Genomic DNA, 18335 nt, shown 5'->3' on the forward strand with positions numbered 1-18335 from the left:
CCGTTTCAGGGCGAACACGTAAAGAAGACGGAAGACAGCGGGTGAACCGGACAGTTAAGTTTTTGTGACGTTTCAGGAACCGGTCAGAAGCCGGTAGCCATCGCGCCCTTCGATCCGCAGGTCATAGATGGCCGAAAGCATGGCGAGCGTCTCTTCGGGCTGGCTGAGGCGGAAGCGCCCGGCAACCGTAAGCGAGGCAAGGTCGTCGTCCGCGAGCTGCACCGGCACGCGGGCATAGCGGTTGATATGCTCCAGCATGTCGGAAAGCCGTATTTCGCGGGCATCGAGCCAGTCCTGACGCCACGTCAGGTCTCCTGCCGTGTCAAAGTCCGGCAGGCGCTTGATCTGCCCCGGCCAGATCGCAACCGCCTGCCCCGGCCGGATCACCACATGGGCCGCCGGGTTATCGAGTGCTGTGACCTCTACTCTGCCGGTGAAAACCGCAAGCTCGCTGTGGCCCGAGAAGCGATTGACGTTGAAACTGGTGCCAAGTACCCTGATTTGCGCCGTGCCGCTTGTCACCGTGAAGGGATGGTCTTCATCGTGCGCCACATCGAAAAAGGCCTCGCCGGACGCGAGGTCAGCGTGGCGGCCTTCGTCATCGATGGTCACACGCATGCTGGTCGCTGCATTCATCGAAACCACTGTACCATCGGGTAGCGTCGCTTCGTTCGTCTGGGCGATTTCGGTCGCGAAGCTCGCCTCATACAGGGGTGCCATTTCGCCCGAAGGCAACAGCAGGAAAAGCGCGATGGCGGCCGCGATGGGGGCCGCCCACGCGAGCGGGTTCCGCCACACCGGGCGCCGGGCGCGTGCATGGGCAGGCGTCAGGGCATCCAGCGTGTCCGACTTCCAGAAGCCTTTCATGCGCCGGAAGGCCTCGGCGTGCGCCGGATCTTTGGCGAGCCAGTCCTGAAGGGCGGCTTCAACTGCCGCACCATGCGTGCCGGCCTCCGTGCGGGCGACCCACATGGCGGCTTCGTCCAGAAGCTCGGACGACAATTTTTGGGGCTGGTGCGTCATCAGAAAGTCAGGTCCGGTTTCTCGGGCTATTTGCGCCGGAATGGCCGCCGCGCTTAGAGGCTTCCGATCCGGATTGCCGTGATTCTACCAGATATTGCTTCACCCGGAAGGTCATTATTCACCGTCCTCCAGCGCTTGATAAAGCGTCGAAAGGGCGCGGCCCACATGCTTTTCGGTCGCGGTGATGGTTAGCCCCAGGTCGCTCGCGATCGTCTGGTGGCTATGCCCCATCAGGCGGCGGCGCACAAAGACCTCGCGCCTGAGCGGCGGCATGGATTCGAGCGTGTCATGCAGCTGCTGCAGGCGCTGCTTCGACAAGAAGACCCGATCCTGCAAGGGGGCCTCCGCCGGAATCGCTTCCGTCACCTCGCCGTGGGCGGCCTTGGCCATGCGGTAGAAATCATTCATCAGATTCTTCGCCACGCGGTAGGCATAGGCCACCGGGGTTTCCACCTTGTCCTCGTGGGCGCGACCCAGGAGCCGAACCCAGATTTCCTGATAGATATCGGCGGCGGCATGAGGATCCTTTACCCCCCGCGCGATGAAAGCGCGCAGGCGGCTTTCCTCGCCGCTGAGGTCCTGAACCAGCCTCGAATAGCTGTTGTCCGCCATGTCGCTCCGTGACCCGGACACCGCATTCTTCGCTGTCCCGTCCCACCCTGTGGCGCGCGGCTTTGGCCAGCGCGCTTTTTTAGTCTCCAAGGCCGTCTTAGGGAGCCTATGTTACGCAAGTGTGTCATCCGGGCAGGCCAACGCCCGATTTGGGCTGGCCTGTGCCTTCGGCCCTTGCTACCAAATTGATCGGACCATCGCCTGCCAGGAGCTGCCTCATGGACCGTATCGATGCCATGCGCATCTTCGTCACCGCCCTCGATGAGGGTAGCCTCGCCGGGGCCGGCCGCCGCCTGAACCGGTCTCCTGCAGCGATAACCCGCGCAATTACCTTCCTTGAAAATCACGTCGGCATTCAACTGTTGCACCGGACCACCCGTTCGATCCGGCTGACCGAAGCGGGCGAGCGCTACGCGGCAGCCTGCCGCCGGGTGCTGAATGATCTTGAGGAAGCCGATATTGAAGCTGCCGGCGAGAAGGCCGCACCCCGTGGCCTTCTCACCATCACCTCCACGATCCTGAGCGGGAACCAGATCCTGCGGCCGATCATCGACACGTATCTCGATATCTACCCGGATGTGCGGGTACAGTTCATCCAGCTCGACCGCATCGTCAATGTGGTGGAAGAAGGCGTCGATATCGCGCTCCGGATCGCGCACCTGCCGGACTCGAGCCTGATTGCAGTGAAGGTGGGCGAGGTGCGCCGCATCCTTGTCGCGTCGCCAGATTATCTCGCGGCGAACCCGCCGGTCCTGACGCCTGCCGACCTTACCAGCCACCGCTGCATTCCGATGTCGGCCTTCGGCCATGACGGCTGGACCTTCCCGACTGCGAACGGTTCAGGCTCCCACAAGGTGCCAATCCACCCGCGTCTGATGGTGAACACGATGGACGCGGCCATTGCCTCCGCCACCGAAGGGCACGGCATTGCCATGGTCATGTCCTATCAGGTGGCTGATGCGTTGCGTGATGGACGGCTGAAGACCATTCTGGACGACCATGAAGCCACACCCCGGCCCGTGCATCTGGTGATGCCCGCTGGGCGCCTGTCGATGCCGAAAGTGCGGGCCTTTGTCGATTTCGCGGTACCGCTTCTGAAGGAAGAATTCGCCCGCCGTGGGGTGGCGTGCAGCAACACAAAAGCATCCGGCGCAGCCCCATAAGGAGCCGCGCCGGACAACAGGTTTTCTAGACCCCTATTTCTTCACGGAGGCCGACTTGCCAGTCTTCCGCCAATAGTCGAGCACGGGCAGGCCGCCGACACCCCAGTCTTCATGCAGGACTTCGTCTATCACCACGAAGGTGGCGGCAGGGTCCTTGTCGATCACGTCGCGCAGCACGTTCGATACGCCTTCAATGATCTTCGCCTTCTGCTCTTGCGTGGCGCTTCCTTTGGTGAATTTCACATTGATATAGGGCATTGGATGTCTCCTTCGAGGGGGCTTACCAGTGGCCGGCGTGCTGGCCGCCATCCACATGGAGGGTTTCACCGGTGACGAATGTCGCGTCTTCGAGATAGAGAACCGCATCGACAATTTCGCTGATTTCACCCATGCGACCGACCGGGTGCAGGCTGGCAAACGTGCTGTGGGTCTCAGGCGTGTGCATCGGCGTCTTGATGATCCCCGGTGCCACATTGTTTGCCCGGATACCGAGGGCGGCATATTCGATGGCGATACTGCGGGTAGCCGCATCGATCCCGCCTTTGGTCAGCGATGCAAGCACCGACGGCACCCCGTTGATCGGCTGGTCGACAAGCGTCGTGGTGATATTCACCACATGGCCGGGGGTGCCTTGCTTCAGCATCTGGGCGATGGCGAGCTGACTTGTGAAGAAGAAGCCGGCCGTGTTCGTGGCGACTTTGGCCGCAAAATCCTCAGCCGTATAGTCGGTGAATGGCTTGGCAATAAATATGCCCGCATTGTTCACCAGCGTATCCACCCGCCCGAATGCCTCGACCGCAGTGGCCACAATTCGCTCGGCAGTGCCGCGTTCGCCAATGCTGCCGTCGACCGTGACAACACCGGCGTCGCCTGCAAAGGTGTCTGCAGTGATGGAGCGCGAGTTGGCGACCACCCGGTAGCCCTTGGCACGATAGGCCTTGACGAGGGCGGCCCCGATCCCTTGCGATGCGCCGGTGACGATGGCGACTTTACTGGTAGCTGTCATGATCCGTTCCTTTCGTTATGAACATGTGTTCCGAACGTCGTACCGCCCCGAAGACGGACTGACGAACGCGGCTTGTTGTCCGCTAGAAGGAAGATAATCACTTTCGTCAAACGGCAGAATTGGCGACGATGACAAGTCACTCTTGCGTATTGTGCAATACTATAGCCTTGAAACGACAGAGGCCGCCCCGAAGGACGGCATTCCCCTGGATATCGCGAAGACAGGGTCAGGGCAGCAGTGCATCCGCCCCTTTCCAGAGGGAGGTGACGAGGTCGGCCGCACCGGCCGTTGTACCAAAGGCTGCCGCCTGCCCGGCCCAAGCCTGCATGGCATCAAGGTCGTCCGCCTTCACGGCCGCAGACCGCATGGCAGCTGTCAGCCCGCGCTGGACCGGATAGGGCGGCACGGCGGGCGCGCCCGGTGCCGACAGCGCCTCGACATAGCGATTACGAATGCCGCGCCCGGCGCGGCCACTGAAGGCACGAGTCACAATCGTATCCTCCGGGGACAACTGCCCGAGGGCATCGCGCCACGCAGGCGGGGTCTGTGATTCCGGTGTATGGAGAAAGGCGGTGCCAACCTGCACGGCACTGGCACCAAGGGTCAGGGCAGCGGCTATACCGCGCCCGTCAGCAATGCCGCCAGCCGCGATTATCGGCACCGAAAGCCGGTCGGCCAGCTGGGGCACCAGCGCCATCAGGCCGACTCCCGTACTTTCTGCTTTCGCGGCATCAAACGTGCCGCGGTGGCCGCCCGCCTCTATCCCCTGCGCGATGACGGCATCGGCTCCTGCAGCTTCTGCTTCAAGGGCCTCACCAAGCGAGGTCGCTGTGGCAAACCAGGCAATGCCGGCCGTCTTCAGCCGCTGGACATAGTCCGCATCAAAGAGGCCCATGATCGAGGAAACAGCGGTGGGGCGCGCCGCGATGAGCGCCTCTTTCTGCGCGTCAAAGTCGGGTGGCCTGAAATCGCCTGCCGCCGCATCGACCGCCGGCCCCCAACCGGCAAGGAAGGTACACATGGCGGCCTCCTCTTCTGGGCTGCGCTGGGGTGCTGGGCCCGGAATCCAGAGATTGAGCTGCAACGGCGCGTCCCCTGCCTCGGCACGGAATTCAGAGACCCAGTCGGTAATACCGGCAGCCGGGGTCAACACCGCTCCCATCGCGCCCATGCCACCGGCCCTGGCAATGGCTATGGCGCGCCCCACCGGGCAGATGCCTGCCATTGGCGCTTCCAGGACCGGCACTTGCAAGCCGTAGCGCGCCGAAAAGGCAGCGATCCGGCTGCGCACTGATGATAGGTCTGGGTTTCCTGCAACAGGCATGACGAGCTCCATAAATTCAGGCATGTCGCGACGAGGATAGCCGAAGCCCCCGCTGTCATGAACGGGGGTAACGCGCAATTGACTCTTGCGCTGCCCGCAATTGCGTTTCGGCCACACAAGCCGCCTTCCGCGGCAAAAACACTTTCATGACAGAGGCCAGATTGTGTCCGACACGGCGGCAGCCAGCGGCGTCCACCTGATTGGGACGCTGAAGGGCCTCAGGCTGTGATTGCCGCGACGCTGGCGCCAGTGGCGGCGGCGAGATCGGCGGGCGACAGGCGCACCTGCAGCCCGCGCTTGCCGCCATTGACGAACACATAGGGCTCATCCAGCGCCGCAGCATCAAGGCAGGTCGGCAGGCGCCGGCGCTGCCCCATGGGGCTCACGCCGCCAACCTTGTAGCCGGTGATGCGCTCGGCTTCCGGGACCGGCATCATGGCCGCACTCTTGCCCCCGAAGGCCGCGGCCACCTTCTTCATGCTGGCCTCCCGGTCGGACGCGAGGATGATACAGACGGGCTTGCCGTCCACGGCCGCGATCAGGGTTTTCAGCACACGCGAGGGCGCCTCCCCCATGGCTTCGGCAGCCTGCAAGCCGACCCGTTCGCCTTTCGGGTCATAATCATAGGTGCGTGTCTCGAAAGTGACGGACGCCGCTTTCAAGGCTTTCGTTGCCGGGGTCTCCGTCGCCATCTTCTCAGGCCCGTTTGCGGCGAAGCGGTGCCACATATTTCCGCCACGCGAGCGCGATACCGGTCCAGACCATGATGGCGGAGAAGAGCGAGACGATCCCGGCGATGGTCTGCCCGATCACGCCGAGCGCTTCGCCCGTGTGCAGGAAACGCACCATGGTGCGGGCCTGGCTGCCGGGCGTTTTGTCCTCGAAGGCGACCCATTCGATGACCGCGCCGCTCGTCCGGTCGATCACCAGATCACCCTTCTTCGCGGGTTCGCCGCCCATCCCCCAATCGAATGTGAAGGTCACCTGGCGGTCCCCGGGCTTCGGCCAGGCGAGCGTCAGGCTGTTCCAGTCCTGCCGGTAGGTGGCGGCGGTCGTGAAAAGCATCGAAAGCCCCAGTCGCGCTGACGTCTCCGCGGCAGGAGCCGGGACGGGTGAACGCTCGCCGCGCGCGGGGGCCTCATCGCCCGCCAGCCGGTAAACCAGATCATTCGCCCAGTCATAATAGAAGACGGCAGCAGTTGCCGTGATCACCACAAGCGGCACCACCGACCAGATGCCCATCACATGGTGCCAGTTGAAGTCGCGCGCATGCGCATTCGCATTCTTCTTGAAGAACAGCACCTTGCGGATATTCACCCAGCGCAGCACCGGCGGGAACCACAGATAGATGCCGGAAACGGCAAGGAACAGGAACATCAGGTTCGCAGCCCCCGTCACCATCCGGGCTGTATCGCGCGAGGTGCCCTCAAGCGCGAACCAGCGATGGAACTGCGTGGTCCATTGCATGAAAGCCTGCATGGCGGTCGGCCCCTCGGCGATCAACCGGCCGGTATAGGGGTCGAGATAGAGCTTGTCGCTGCGCCCCCGCACCGCCACCACGGCCGCCGCCGGATCGTTCCGGTAGATAAGCCGCGCGACAGGGCGCGACGGGTCAGCGGCGATTGCAGATGCGTGCAGTTCCTCAGGCGACAGGGCAACGGCACCCGCCACAGGCACCACATCAAACTGCCGTTCGGACCAAGCCACCATCTGCTTCTCGTAGGTCAGCAGCACCCCGGTGACCGACATGGTGAGAATGACGACACCCGCGAGAACCCCGCAGATCAGGTGCGGCCAATAGAGAAGCTTGCGAAAGGGCATGGGGAGAGGTCCGCTCGAAGAAGATTGCAATCAATTCTTAACAAGAGACGGATGTAGCGCTCCCTCAGCCACCCGGCAAGCAAAAAGCCGCGGCATAGGCTCATGGTTCCCGCCCACAGCCTTGGCTGCCCCCGATGCTGGCCGTCTGCCTTGCATGCCCGATCATATGATATACGATGCTAGCCGTGGATCGGAATTGGGGGAGTTGCAACCATGATGAAACGCCTGTTGGCCTTACCCGCGATCATGATCGCGATCATGGTGTCGATGGCCGCCCCCGCCGCTGCGCAGGTTTCGCCCGAGGACGCAGCCAAGGCGAAGGCCGAAATCATCGCCGTTGTTACAGCGATGGAGAAGGCCTGGAACAGCGGCGATTTCAAAGGCTATATGGCTGGCTTTGAAAATCCGGGTGTACGGTTCGTCTCGGGCGGCCGCATCAAAGGCGGCTGGCAGGACGCGCTCGACAACTATGTGAAAAATTATGGCGGATCGCCGGACGGACGGGGCCAGCTCCATTTCTATGACATCACGGTCGAGGTCTATTCACCGGACGCCGCATTGCTGATCAGCCGTTATCATCTGGAGCGGAAAAATAACCCGCAGGAAGGCGTCAACACGCGCCTGTTTCGCAAGATTGACGGACGCTGGGTCATCAATATGAACCATGTCTCCTCGTTCAAAGCCCATGCCGGCGAACCCGGCACAGAAGGCGTGCCCGACCGCTGACAGTGCGGGGATGCTGACCTCAATCCTTACCCGATGCCGTAATCAAGGAAAGCCATCATGTTCTCGATCATCCTCGCCGCTGCCCTGCAGGCCGCAAGCCCCGCCACCGCATCGGTCATCAACCAGATAAGCGAAACCGGCACCTTGACCGCGCCCCGCCCCACCACCGCAAGCGATTTCCCGCCGCCGCTGCGGCCCACGCCAGCAGCCGCGCCGGAGCCCATCGACTGGCCGACCAGCGAAGGCGACTATATCGTCCGTAATTTCAAGTTCAGGAGCGGCGAAAGTGCTGCTGAAGTGCGTATGCACTACACGACACTCGGCCAACCACATCGCAACGCCAAGGGCGAGATCGATAATGCGATCATGGTGCTGCATGGCACTGGCGGCAGCGGCAAGCAGTTTCTCGTGCCGCAGTTCGCCAATCTCCTGTATGGCCCCGGCCAGCCCTTCGATATCAGCAAATACTGGATCATCCTGCCCGACAATATCGGCCATGGCGGATCAAGCAAACCTTCGGACGGGATGCGCATGCGCTTCCCCAAATATGATTATGACGACATGGTGGAACTGCAGCACAGGCTGCTGACCGAGGGGCTTGGCCTCAAGCATATCCGGCTGATCATCGGCACCTCGATGGGCTGCATGCATGGCTTCATCTGGGGCGAGACATACCCCGACTTCCCGAAGGCACTGATGCCAATGGCCTGCATGCCCACACAGATCGCCGGCCTGAACCGCCAGTGGCGGCAACTGGCGATGGACGCGGTTACCAGTGATCCGGCGTGGATGGGCGGCGACTACAAGACCCAGCCGGTTCAAGGCATCCGCACCGCCGCATCGCTCCTCTTCGTGGCGGGCTCAAAGCCGCTCAACAATCAGGCGCTGAACCCGACGCGCGACCAGGCGGTCGCTGCGGTACGGGCGGCGGTCGAGCGCGACATGGCGCGCCGCGACGCCAATGACTTCCTCTATCAGTTCGACAGCTCACGCAACTATAACCCGTGGCCGGGGATAGAGAAGATCAAGGCCCCGACCATGTGGATCAACTCGGCTGACGATTTCATCAATCCGCGAAACTTCCCCTACCCGGAATGGACGGTGAAGCGGAACCCGGTCATCCAGTTTCGCATGATCCCGGAAAGCACCGAAACCCAGGGCCACGGCACCCATACCTGGGCGAAATTCTGGATCGAAGACCTGAAGGCACTGATGGCGCGCTCGGAAGACTGACCTCCGGGCCGGGAAGGCGCGGCAGGCCGTGTGCGCCGGGAAGATCTCTGCCCCGCGTCCCGGCAGATAGCCATTTTTCCGCGGCTACAGGTCGCCGCGCGTTACGCTATGAAGAAGACGCTCGATGACGCTGACGATTTCCGCGCGGCTTTGGCTTTCTTCTTTGCGGAGAAGCCGGCCGGTGAAATCGCCTTCATAGAGCCGCATGAGGAAGCGGCCATCCGGTTCACCTTCCGGATACCAGCCGAGATCCAGCAAGCGGTTGTAGCGCTGGTGCCTGAGCTGAAGAAGCGATTCTGCCAGCAGCGTCCAGACATCGGGATGATCGGCATCGACTTCCCAGAATTTGTTGTATTCAACCGTCCAACCCGGCGTGATGCGCAGGGCCTGCAAGGGCTCGTCGCCCGTCACAAGCTGAGCACCGACAATGCGCGCCATCCTTCTCACCCTATGTTGTTGCACACCACGATCGCGTCATATCGATGGATCATAACCAACAATCACACGTCCAGGTTAGCCACATTGAGGGCATTGTCCTGGATGAAGATGCGGCGTTCTTCCACCACGTCGCCCATCAGCTTCGAGAAGATCTCGTCCGCCGTGTCGGCCTGTGCCACCTTCACCTGAAGGAGCGAGCGGGCTGACGGATCGAGCGTGGTTTCCCACAGCTGTTCGGGGTTCATCTCGCCAAGGCCCTTGTAGCGCTGGATCGACAGGCCCTTGCGGCCGAAGGCGATGAGGATGGCCAGCATCTCGAGCGGCGTGCCGACCGACTGGCTGTCCTCGCGGCGGGTGAGCGTGATCGGCTGGGCAAAGAGATCGCGCACGGCGGTCATGCGGTTGTGCATGCCGCGGGCTTCCTGGCTGTCCATCAGATGGGCATCAAGCTTGTGCACGTCGGTCACGCCGCGCACTTCATGATGGAACACGTAGCCGCCCTCTTCCGCTGCCTTGCCGGACCAGCCGGTCTCATCCGGGTTGGCAGCAAGGCCGTTGAGCCGGTCCGCCACACGGGCGGCGATGGCATTGCGTCCGTCGATATCGCCCTGCAGGGCAGGATCAAAGCCGCCGATCAGGGCCATTGTTTCCACAAGGCCTGCATTATAACGCGCCGGCACATTGTTCATGAGGTTGCGGATGGCCCGCGCCTCTGCGGCCAGATGCTTGATTTCCTCGCCCGCATGCTGCGCGCCGTTCGCGTCCACGATCACGACTTCCGAGGTGCCGGCATCGAGGAGATAGTCGTCGAGCGCCTTGTCGTCCTTCAGGTAAACCTCGGACTTGCCACGCGCGACCTTATAAAGCGGCGGCTGCGCGATATAGACATAGCCGCGCTCGAAAAGCTCGGGCATCTGCCGGTAGAAGAAGGTAAGCAGCAGCGTGCGGATGTGGGCGCCGTCGACGTCGGCGTCAGTCATGATGATGATCTTGTGATAGCGCAGCTTCTCGATATTGAAGTCCTCGCGCCCGATCCCGGTGCCAAGCGCCGTGATCAGCGTGCCGATCTCGTTCGAGGCCAGCATCCGGTCGAACCGTGCGCGTTCCACGTTCAGGATCTTGCCGCGCAGCGGCAGGATGGCCTGCGTGGCGCGGTGACGGCCCTGCTTCGCCGAACCACCTGCCGAATCGCCCTCCACGATGAAAATTTCAGACTTGGCAGGGTCGCGTTCCTGACAATCGGCAAGCTTGCCGGGGAGCGACGCGATGTCGAGCGCGCCCTTGCGGCGGGTGAGTTCCCGCGCCTTGCGGGCGGCCTCACGGGCGGCGGCGGCATCGACGATCTTGCCGATGATGTTGCGTGCCTCGTTCGGATGCTCGCCGAACCATTCGGTCATCTTCTCGGAAACGAGGCCTTCCACTGCCGGGCGCACCTCGGACGACACGAGTTTGTCCTTGGTTTGGCTCGAAAATTTCGGATCCGGAACTTTCACCGAAAGAACTGCGGTCAGGCCTTCGCGGGCATCATCCCCTGAAAGCTGCACCTTCAGCTTCTTCGCCATCCCGGTTTCGGTGACATAATTGTTGATGCAGCGGGTGAGCGCGGCGCGGAAGGCCGCAAGGTGGGTACCACCGTCGCGCTGCGGGATGTTGTTCGTGAAGCAGAAGACATTCTCGTGATAGCTGTCGTTCCACTGCAGGCTCAGTTCCGTCGTGATGCCGTCCCGCTCACCCATGATGGTGATGGGCTCGCCAATGGCCGACGTCTTGTTGCGGTCCAGATATTTCACAAAGGCGGTGATGCCGCCTTCGTAGTAAAGCTCCACTTCCTTCGGCTCGGCATGACGCTTGTCGGCAAGGCGAATACGCACGCCGGAGTTCAGGAAGGCAAGCTCGCGGAAGCGGTGCACGAGCCGTTCGAAATCGAACTCGATATTCTTGAAGGTTTCCACCGACGGCAGGAAGGTCACTTCGGTACCCTTCTGGCCGGGCTTCGCGTCACCCATCACCTTCAGATCCTCGACCGCCTCGCCGCGCTCAAAACGCATGGAATGCTCTTTGCCGTTACGCCAGATCCTGAGTTCGAGCCAATCGGAAAGCGCGTTCACGACCGACACGCCCACGCCGTGCAGGCCGCCCGAGACCTTGTAACTGTTCTGGTCGAACTTACCGCCGGCGTGCAGCTGGGTCATGATCACCTGTGCTGCCGAAACGCCTTCGCCCTCGTGGATATCCACAGGGATGCCACGGCCGTTATCGGTGACCGAGCAGGAGCCATCGGCATTCAGCGTCATGGTGACAAGATCGCAGTGGCCGGCAAGGGCCTCGTCGATTGCGTTGTCGGTTACCTCGAACACCATGTGATGGAGGCCGGAGCCATCCTCGGTATCGCCGATATACATGCCCGGACGCTTGCGCACGGCATCGAGGCCCTTGAGGACCTTGATGCTGTCCGCGCCGTATTCGGTGTTTTGAGGAAGGGTGGTTTCACTCATGATACTGACCTTTTCAGTCCCGGAAATCGTGTCATTTGGCAGGGGCCACCTGGCCGCCTTCCACATTGAAGAACAGAGCGGACGTTTCCGCCGCCTCGAACACCGCCCGGTCGGTACCGGTGAGCCAGCACTGGCCACGGAGTTCGGAAAGAACCGCAAAAAGCGCGGCGCGGCGATCCGCATCCAGATGTGCCGCCACCTCGTCCAAAAGGAGCAAGGGGGCACGACCCCGGTGCGCCGCCACCAGCCGCGCGTCGGCGAGCGTGAGCGCGATAAGGAGCGCCTTCTGCTCGCCGGTTGAACACAGGCCCGCCGGCATGTCCTTCGGGGCATGCACAACAAGCAGATCCGTCTTGTGCGGGCCAATGCCCGCCCGGCCGGTCGCCGCGTCGATGCGCCGCGCCTCGGCCAGTTTGTCGCGGTAGGCGGCTTCCGCTTCCACGGGCGCCATGCCGTCCGCCATCAATCCTTCAAGCCAGCCATCGATCGCCAGCCGTGCCTCGGGAAAGGCTGCCGCCTCCGCACCCTTGGGCTCGGCCAGAAACCCGGCGAGCTGCCCGGCGAATTCAAGCCGCGCGGCCGCCACCGCCGCACCATGCTCCGCCATCCGGGCCTCAAGCGCGCCGACCCACGCCGGATCGGCATGGGAGCCACGGTCCGCGAGCAGGCGGTTGCGTTCCCGCATCACCCGCTCGTAAGCCGCGACCTGACGGCTATGGTCGGGATAAAGCCCGATCACCAGCCGGTCGAGGAAACGCCGCCGCCCCGAGGGGGCCTCGATGAACAGCCTGTCCATCTGCGGTGTCAGCCACGAAACGCTCCAGCGGTCACCCAGCGCGTTGGTGGAGCCTGCTGTTTCGCCATCGATCCGCACGAGCCGCCGCCCCGAAGGGCCGCTTTCATCCTCGTCCGCATCGTCATCGTTTGCACCCGGCGCACTACCTGCCTCGATCCCGGTGCCGACCTTGACCGGTTCGTCACCAAGCATCAGGTCCGCCGCCACCGCCCACGGGCCATCAGACCCGAAGCGGGTCACCTCGCCAAGCGCGGCGCGCCGGAGGCCCCGACCCGGCGCCAGATAGCTCAGCGCCTCAAGAACATTCGTCTTGCCGGCCCCGTTCGGGCCGGTCAGCACCACAAGGGGGGCCGCCCCCTCGATCATCAGCCGGGCCCGCTCGTAACTGCGGTAGCGCGTCAATGTCAGGGACGTCACCGCAAGATCAAGCGGACCGGCCATTGCGCTGCCCGCCATTCCCTGCTCATCCTCGCGTCTTGCTGCCATCACCACGCCGTTATCCCGCCCTCAAGGCCGGACGGGCCTCAGACCCGCATCGGCATCAGAACGTAAAGGGCGCCTTCGTCCATCAGGTCACGCAAGATGGTGGGCGCCTGCGGATCGGCCAGGAAGACCTGCACCGTATCGCCTTCCACCTGCGCCAGAATGTCGAGGAGGTAGCGGCTGTTGAAGCCGATATCCATCGGATCCCCCGTATAGGCAGCCTGCAGTTCCTCGGTCGCGGTGCCGCTGTCCGGGCTGTTCACCGAAAGGGTGAGCGTATCGCCGTTCATCGACAGTTTCACCGAACGGGTCTTGTCCGAGCTGATGGTCGACACGCGGTCGGTTGCTTCGGCAAAAAGGCGGCAATCCATTTCAAGACGCTTGTCATTGCCCTGCGGGATCACGCGGCTGTAATCCGGGAAGGTACCATCGATCAGTTTCGAGGTGACGATCACATGACCGAAGCTGAAACGGATCTTGGTATCCGAAAGCGCGATCTTCACCTCGCCTTCATATTCTTCCACAAGCTTGCGAATCTCGGCGACGGTCTTGCGCGGCACGATCACGCCGGGCATGCCGGCGGCTCCATCGGGCACGTCCTGTTCGACCTGGGCCAGACGGTGGCCATCGGTCGCCACGGCGCGCAAGCGCTGGCCTTCGCTGCTTTCGGCGACATGCAGGTAGATACCGTTCAGATAGTAACGGGTTTCTTCGGTCGAAACGGCGAAGCGGGCCTTGTCGATAAGGCGCTTCAGCTCGCCCGCCACCAGCGCGAAACGATGCGGCAGGTTGCCTTCGTTCATCACCGGGAATTCGTCGCGGTCAAGGCACGCCAGCGTGAAGCGCGAGCGGCCAGCGGTCACCACCAGACGGTCACCGTCCTCGAGGCTCAGGTCCACTTCCGAACCGTCCGGCAGCTTGCGGGCGATATCGAAAAGCGTGTGCGCGGGCACGGTGGTCGCCCCCGGACGCCCCACCTTCGCCTCGGTTTCCTCGACAATCGCGATATCGAGATCGGTCGCGGTGAGCGAGACCTTGCCGCCGTCGGCTTCGATCATCACGTTCGAGAGGATCGGCATGGTGTTGCGCCGCTCGACGACCGACTGCACGTGGCCAAGCGTCTTCAGGAGGGCATTGCGTTCGATGGAGACTTTCATAGGTGGATCTTCTTATCTGCCTCGGACTATCGGATGGCAAGGCATGGGATTTTTCGGGGGTGATGCTCCCGCCCGGCACCGCTGATGCGGCCCCGTTCTGGGTTAGCTCCAAGCATCAGGAAAGTCCCCCGGTCCCGGCCTTGATCGTATCGCCTCGACAATAGCGAATTTGCCCGCCAAACCAAACAAAAATACTCCTGAAAGGCGGATTTTTTTGGCCCTTCAAAATGGCGGATTTCTGCCGAGTCGGAGCGGGTTTCTGCTGGCTGAAAAAAAGGGGGCGAAATGCCCCCTCAATTCATGCCCAATATCGGCCCCGGATCAGCCTTCGAGAAGCCGGAGAAGCCGGGTGATATCGTCCTCAAGATGGCTGTCATCACGCCGCAGGTCTTCGATCTTCCTCACCGCGTGCATCACCGTCGTGTGGTCGCGTCCGCCGAAACGGCGGCCGATTTCCGGCAAGGACCGGCTCGTCAGCTGTTTCGCCAGGAACATGGCGATCTGACGCGGCCGGGCGATATTGCGCGAGCGGCGCTCGGAAAGGAGATCGGCAAGACGGATGTTGTAATAGTCCGCCACCGCGCGCTGGATCTCGTCGATGGTCAGCTTGCGGTCGTTGGCGCGGATCAGGTCCTGCAGCACGTCGCGGGTCATATCCATCGTGATCGGACGGCCCACCAGTGTTGCATAGGCCACAACCCGGTTGAGCGCGCCTTCGAGCTCCCGCACGTTCGAGGTGATGCGGCGGGCGAGGAATTCAAGCACGTCAGCCGGCACATCCACGCCGGTCGTCTGCTCCGCCTTCGACTGCAGGATACCAAGGCGCAGTTCATAATCGGTCGGATGGATGTCGGCGACCAGCCCCCAGCCCAAGCGGCTGATGATGCGGTCCTCGATGCCCTGCAGGTCGGTCGGCGAACGGTCGGCGGTGATGATCACCTGCCGGCGGCTGTCCACAAGCGCGTTGAAGGTGTGGAAAAATTCTTCCTGCGTGCTGTCCTTGTTGGCGATGAACTGCACGTCGTCGATCATCAGGAGATCGACATTGCGGTATTTCTGCTTGAATTCGTGCGTGTCCTTGTAACGGAGCGCCGCAATGAACTCGAACATGAACTTTTCGGCCGAAATATAGACGACCTTCTTGCGCGGCTTCAGGCGCTTCACCTCATGCGCGATGGCATGCATCAGGTGCGTCTTGCCAAGGCCCACGCCGCCATGCAGGAACAGCGGGTTGAAGGGCACGTCATCCGATTCCGCGATGCGCTTGGCGGCGGCATAGGCTAGCTCGTTCGACTTGCCGACCACGAAACTATCGAAGCTGTAGCGCGGGTCGAGCGCGGAGCCCGTGTCCTGCGCTTTCGGCTCGATGATCGTCGGGGCCTGGATGCGGGTAACCTTCAGCACATCCTCGTCATTCGCCGGGCGCGCCGTCGCGGTGCCGAGCCGGATGCTCAGGGCCTTCACGCGCGGGTCTTCGGCCACGAAGAAATCCTTCAGGCGCGGCGCATAATGCTGCTGGATATAATCCCGGTGAAATTTCGTCGGCGCCGTCAGTTCAACCGTCGAGCCATCCAGCCCGCGGTAACCCATCTGCTCCAGCCACGACGAATAGACATGAACCCCGAACTCGGCCTTGAACTTTTCGCACACGCGTGACCAGGCGGCCACGCCACGATCGATCCCCCCGGATGCCCCCATCGACTTAGACTCCTTTTCGTCGTTCATCGGTCTTGTAGCCCTTGCCGCTTCTTATTGTTTCGTCGGCCAATGCGTGAAGACCGCCCTGCCCAAACTCCAAGGGCGAAACATCCGCCCGGTCCACACGTGCCCGCGCACGCAATGTCGGCATCATGAATGGACGAAGCGAACCTTCGCCATCCGTTCCAACGTTTCATTTTCATATCCCGGCAGCGTGACCCCAGCCGTATCCAGCCTGTCGCTGTTACGTCTACGCCTGAGCCACTTGCGGATGCTCCCATATGGGGAAGGGGGGGTATCCGACCGGCCTGCCGAGCCAGAGATGGAAAATACAGACCCCCTCCTGACGCGGCAACTGATTCGATGGCTGAAGCCAAAAGAATCTGCGGGGTCCAAGTCGCCTAGGGGCATGGGTGCGGTTCGACCTACTAGATGTTGTGATCGACCCTCACTTAGCAGATCGCTCGCACGCGACCGAAAATTTCAAACTGTGCGAAAATGAAAAAGCCACCCGAAACTCGGATGGCTTTACCGCATTTCTGCGTGCCCGGAGGGCGAATCGGGCTGCCCTTGCAGCCAACCCGGAGATGGATCAGGCCATTGCCTTGACGCGAGCCGACAGACGCGAAACCTTGCGCGACGCCGTCTTCTGGTGCGCAACGCCCTTGGTCACACCGCGCATGATTTCCGGCTCGGCGGCTTTCAGAGCAACGCTCGCAGCGTCCTTGTTACCGTTGGCGATAGCTTCTTCGACCTTGCGGACGAAGGTGCGGATGCGGCTCACGCGGGCCTTGTTGATCTCGGCGCGGCGGGCGTTGGTGCGAATGCGTTTCTTGGCTTGCAGCGAATTGGCCATGTTTCTCTAACCTATCTTCTTTTCATGTCCCCTGTCGGGGCGCTTGTTCTGTGGTCCGCAAGCCGCGCCGCTTTTACCCGTCCAGCGCACATGCGATCCGAATATTCCGTTTGATGCCTCTGCCCCGAAGCCTTGCGGCCCCGGAAATCCGGCAATTCGAGGTCGGGTCTATAGCTCCGATCCCGACCCCAGTCAACACGAAAGGCTGGCTATGCCACCCTTTTTCGGGGCTGGAGCCACCCCGGCGCGCCTGTCAGCGGTTCTTGAACTGCGGCTGGCGCTTCTCGGCAAAGGCATTCATGCCTTCCTTCTGGTCTTCCGTCGCGAAAAGCGAATGGAACACCCGGCGTTCGAACAGGAGACCTTCAGCGAGGCTCACCTCAAGTGCACGGTTGGTGGCTTCTTTGGCAAGCGCCACCGAGGGGCGCGACAGGGCAGCGATTCCCGCCGCGATCTCAAGCGCCTTTTCAATCAGGTCCTCGGCCGGGAAGATACGGCTGACGAGGCCCGCTCGTTCGGCTTCCGTTGCATCCATCATGCGGCCGGTCAGCATCATGTCCATCGCCTTCGACTTGCCGATCACGCGCGTCAGGCGTTGCGTGCCGCCGATGCCGGGGATGACACCCAGCTTGATTTCCGGCTGGCCGAATTTCGCGTTCTCGCCCGCCACGATGAAGTCGCAGGCCATGGCGATCTCGCAGCCGCCGCCGAGGGCATAGCCCGCGACCGCTGCGATGACCGGCTTGCGGACCTTCGCGAACACGGCGTTGATTTCGGCGAACTTGTCATCAGCCAGCACGTCGGCAAATTCGAGCTCGGCCATTTCCTTGATATCGGCGCCGGCGGCGAAAGCCTTCTCGCTGCCGGTGATGACGATGGCGCCGATTTCCTCATTGGCATCCAGCGAGAGAAGCGCCTTCCCGAGTTCGGAAAGGAGTTCCGTGTTCAGCGCATTGAGCGCTTCCGGACGGTTGAGGGTGATAAGCCCGACACCTTCCTGGTGGTCGAGCAGAATGGTCTTGAAGGACATGGGTTTCCCTATGGTTGCTTCGTTGGCCCCGACTCCTACCCGCGACACCGGGATGAATCAAAGAAAATTGTATCTTTGCGCTACCGCTATCACTCGGCGGGTTCGAGCTTGATGACGATATAGCCTGCCCTGCCGGTGGTTTTGCGCGGGCTGAGGGCGAGCTTGTCCTTGCCGCGTTCGCAGGCCAGTGCCCCGCCATGCTCAAGGCAGCTCCAGCCAAGCGGCGGCAAGGCCAGGGCATAGGCGTCGATCAATTCAGCCGAGCTTTTTCCACCCACAAGATGCACCTCGCCAAGGGTACCCGCGGGTGTGTCGAAGAGCATCTTTTCCCCGTCCACTTCCCGCACGCCCGCAATGAGCGGCACATCGGGAAAGCCTTCGATAAAAGCATCGTCTGCCGCGGCAATGGCCGTGACGAAGAGGCTGAGGGCAAAGGCAGTGAAGGTGAGTCGCAAAGGATATTCCCGGGTCATC

At 62.2% G+C, this 18335-nt stretch carries 18 protein-coding genes; 3 read left to right on the forward strand and 15 right to left on the reverse strand.

Annotation, left to right across the window (positions count from 1 at the left end; genetic code table 11):
- Positions 1-72: 72 nt before the first annotated feature.
- Both OU694_RS09810 and OU694_RS09815 read right to left on the reverse strand, forming a co-directional pair.
- Positions 73-1023 carry a FecR family protein gene (locus OU694_RS09810; RefSeq protein WP_308910823.1) on the reverse strand — a complete coding sequence of 317 codons (951 nt, stop codon included), beginning with the start codon at positions 1021-1023 and terminating at the stop codon, positions 73-75.
- A gap of 114 nt (positions 1024-1137) precedes the next feature.
- Positions 1138-1656, reverse strand: coding sequence for an RNA polymerase sigma factor (locus OU694_RS09815; RefSeq protein ID WP_308910824.1), 519 nt, complete (start codon positions 1654-1656; stop codon positions 1138-1140).
- A 197-nt stretch (positions 1657-1853) separates the two neighbouring features.
- Here OU694_RS09815 and OU694_RS09820 point away from each other — a divergent pair, with 197 nt between their 5' ends.
- Complete coding sequence (locus OU694_RS09820) at positions 1854-2798, forward strand: LysR family transcriptional regulator (RefSeq protein ID WP_308910825.1); 945 nt, start codon at positions 1854-1856, stop codon at positions 2796-2798.
- Positions 2799-2831: 33 nt separating this feature from the next.
- On the opposite strand, the gene OU694_RS09825 is transcribed toward OU694_RS09820, so the two are convergent.
- From OU694_RS09825 to OU694_RS09845, 5 genes are all read right to left on the reverse strand, one after another.
- A complete protein-coding gene (locus OU694_RS09825; RefSeq protein ID WP_308910826.1) occupies positions 2832-3056 on the reverse strand; it encodes a tautomerase family protein in 225 nt (74 codons plus the stop codon).
- A 22-nt stretch (positions 3057-3078) separates the two neighbouring features.
- Entirely contained in the window at positions 3079-3804 is a 726-nt protein-coding gene (locus OU694_RS09830) for an SDR family NAD(P)-dependent oxidoreductase (protein ID WP_308910827.1), read from the reverse strand.
- A 226-nt stretch (positions 3805-4030) separates the two neighbouring features.
- Positions 4031-5128 (reverse strand): NAD(P)H-dependent flavin oxidoreductase, encoded by a 1098-nt coding sequence (locus OU694_RS09835; RefSeq protein ID WP_373460319.1) that lies wholly within the window; start codon positions 5126-5128, stop codon positions 4031-4033.
- A 218-nt stretch (positions 5129-5346) separates the two neighbouring features.
- Entirely contained in the window at positions 5347-5820 is a 474-nt protein-coding gene (gene ybaK / locus OU694_RS09840; protein ID WP_308910829.1) for a Cys-tRNA(Pro) deacylase, read from the reverse strand.
- 4 nt (positions 5821-5824) lie between these two features.
- The gene (locus OU694_RS09845) at positions 5825-6949 is read right to left on the reverse strand and encodes a PepSY-associated TM helix domain-containing protein (RefSeq protein ID WP_308910830.1); all 1125 of its coding nucleotides are present in this window, start codon (positions 6947-6949) and stop codon (positions 5825-5827) included.
- Positions 6950-7162: 213 nt separating this feature from the next.
- Between OU694_RS09845 and OU694_RS09850 the strand changes: the two genes are divergently transcribed.
- Positions 7163-7675 carry a YybH family protein gene (locus OU694_RS09850; RefSeq protein WP_308910831.1) on the forward strand — a complete coding sequence of 171 codons (513 nt, stop codon included), beginning with the start codon at positions 7163-7165 and terminating at the stop codon, positions 7673-7675.
- Between the two features lie 57 nt (positions 7676-7732).
- On the forward strand, positions 7733-8908 hold the full coding sequence (locus OU694_RS09855; protein ID WP_308910832.1) for an alpha/beta fold hydrolase: 1176 nt from the start codon (positions 7733-7735) through the stop codon (positions 8906-8908).
- 84 nt (positions 8909-8992) lie between these two features.
- Here the strand turns inward: OU694_RS09855 and OU694_RS09860 are convergent, their stop codons facing one another.
- From OU694_RS09860 to OU694_RS09895, 8 genes are all read right to left on the reverse strand, one after another.
- Complete coding sequence (locus OU694_RS09860; protein WP_308910833.1) at positions 8993-9346, reverse strand: hypothetical protein; 354 nt, start codon at positions 9344-9346, stop codon at positions 8993-8995.
- 62 nt (positions 9347-9408) lie between these two features.
- Positions 9409-11841 carry a DNA topoisomerase (ATP-hydrolyzing) subunit B gene (gene gyrB, locus OU694_RS09865; RefSeq protein WP_308910834.1) on the reverse strand — a complete coding sequence of 811 codons (2433 nt, stop codon included), beginning with the start codon at positions 11839-11841 and terminating at the stop codon, positions 9409-9411.
- Positions 11842-11872: 31 nt separating this feature from the next.
- Positions 11873-13093 (reverse strand): DNA replication/repair protein RecF, encoded by a 1221-nt coding sequence (recF, locus tag OU694_RS09870; protein ID WP_308910835.1) that lies wholly within the window; start codon positions 13091-13093, stop codon positions 11873-11875.
- Positions 13094-13161: 68 nt separating this feature from the next.
- Positions 13162-14277, reverse strand: a complete 1116-nt coding sequence (dnaN, locus tag OU694_RS09875) for a DNA polymerase III subunit beta (protein ID WP_308910836.1) — start codon at positions 14275-14277, stop codon at positions 13162-13164.
- A gap of 321 nt (positions 14278-14598) precedes the next feature.
- A complete protein-coding gene (gene dnaA, locus OU694_RS09880; protein ID WP_308910837.1) occupies positions 14599-16002 on the reverse strand; it encodes a chromosomal replication initiator protein DnaA in 1404 nt (467 codons plus the stop codon).
- Between the two features lie 565 nt (positions 16003-16567).
- A complete protein-coding gene (gene rpsT / locus OU694_RS09885; RefSeq protein ID WP_308910838.1) occupies positions 16568-16831 on the reverse strand; it encodes a 30S ribosomal protein S20 in 264 nt (87 codons plus the stop codon).
- 253 nt (positions 16832-17084) lie between these two features.
- Positions 17085-17861, reverse strand: a complete 777-nt coding sequence (locus OU694_RS09890) for an enoyl-CoA hydratase (RefSeq protein ID WP_308910839.1) — start codon at positions 17859-17861, stop codon at positions 17085-17087.
- 89 nt (positions 17862-17950) lie between these two features.
- Positions 17951-18334, reverse strand: a complete 384-nt coding sequence (locus OU694_RS09895; protein ID WP_308910840.1) for a hypothetical protein — start codon at positions 18332-18334, stop codon at positions 17951-17953.
- Position 18335: the final 1 nt, after the last annotated feature.

Origin of the sequence: Pseudokordiimonas caeni (assembly GCF_026719705.1) — a bacterium.
Taxonomy (GTDB): domain Bacteria; phylum Pseudomonadota; class Alphaproteobacteria; order Sphingomonadales; family Kordiimonadaceae; genus Gimibacter; species Gimibacter caeni.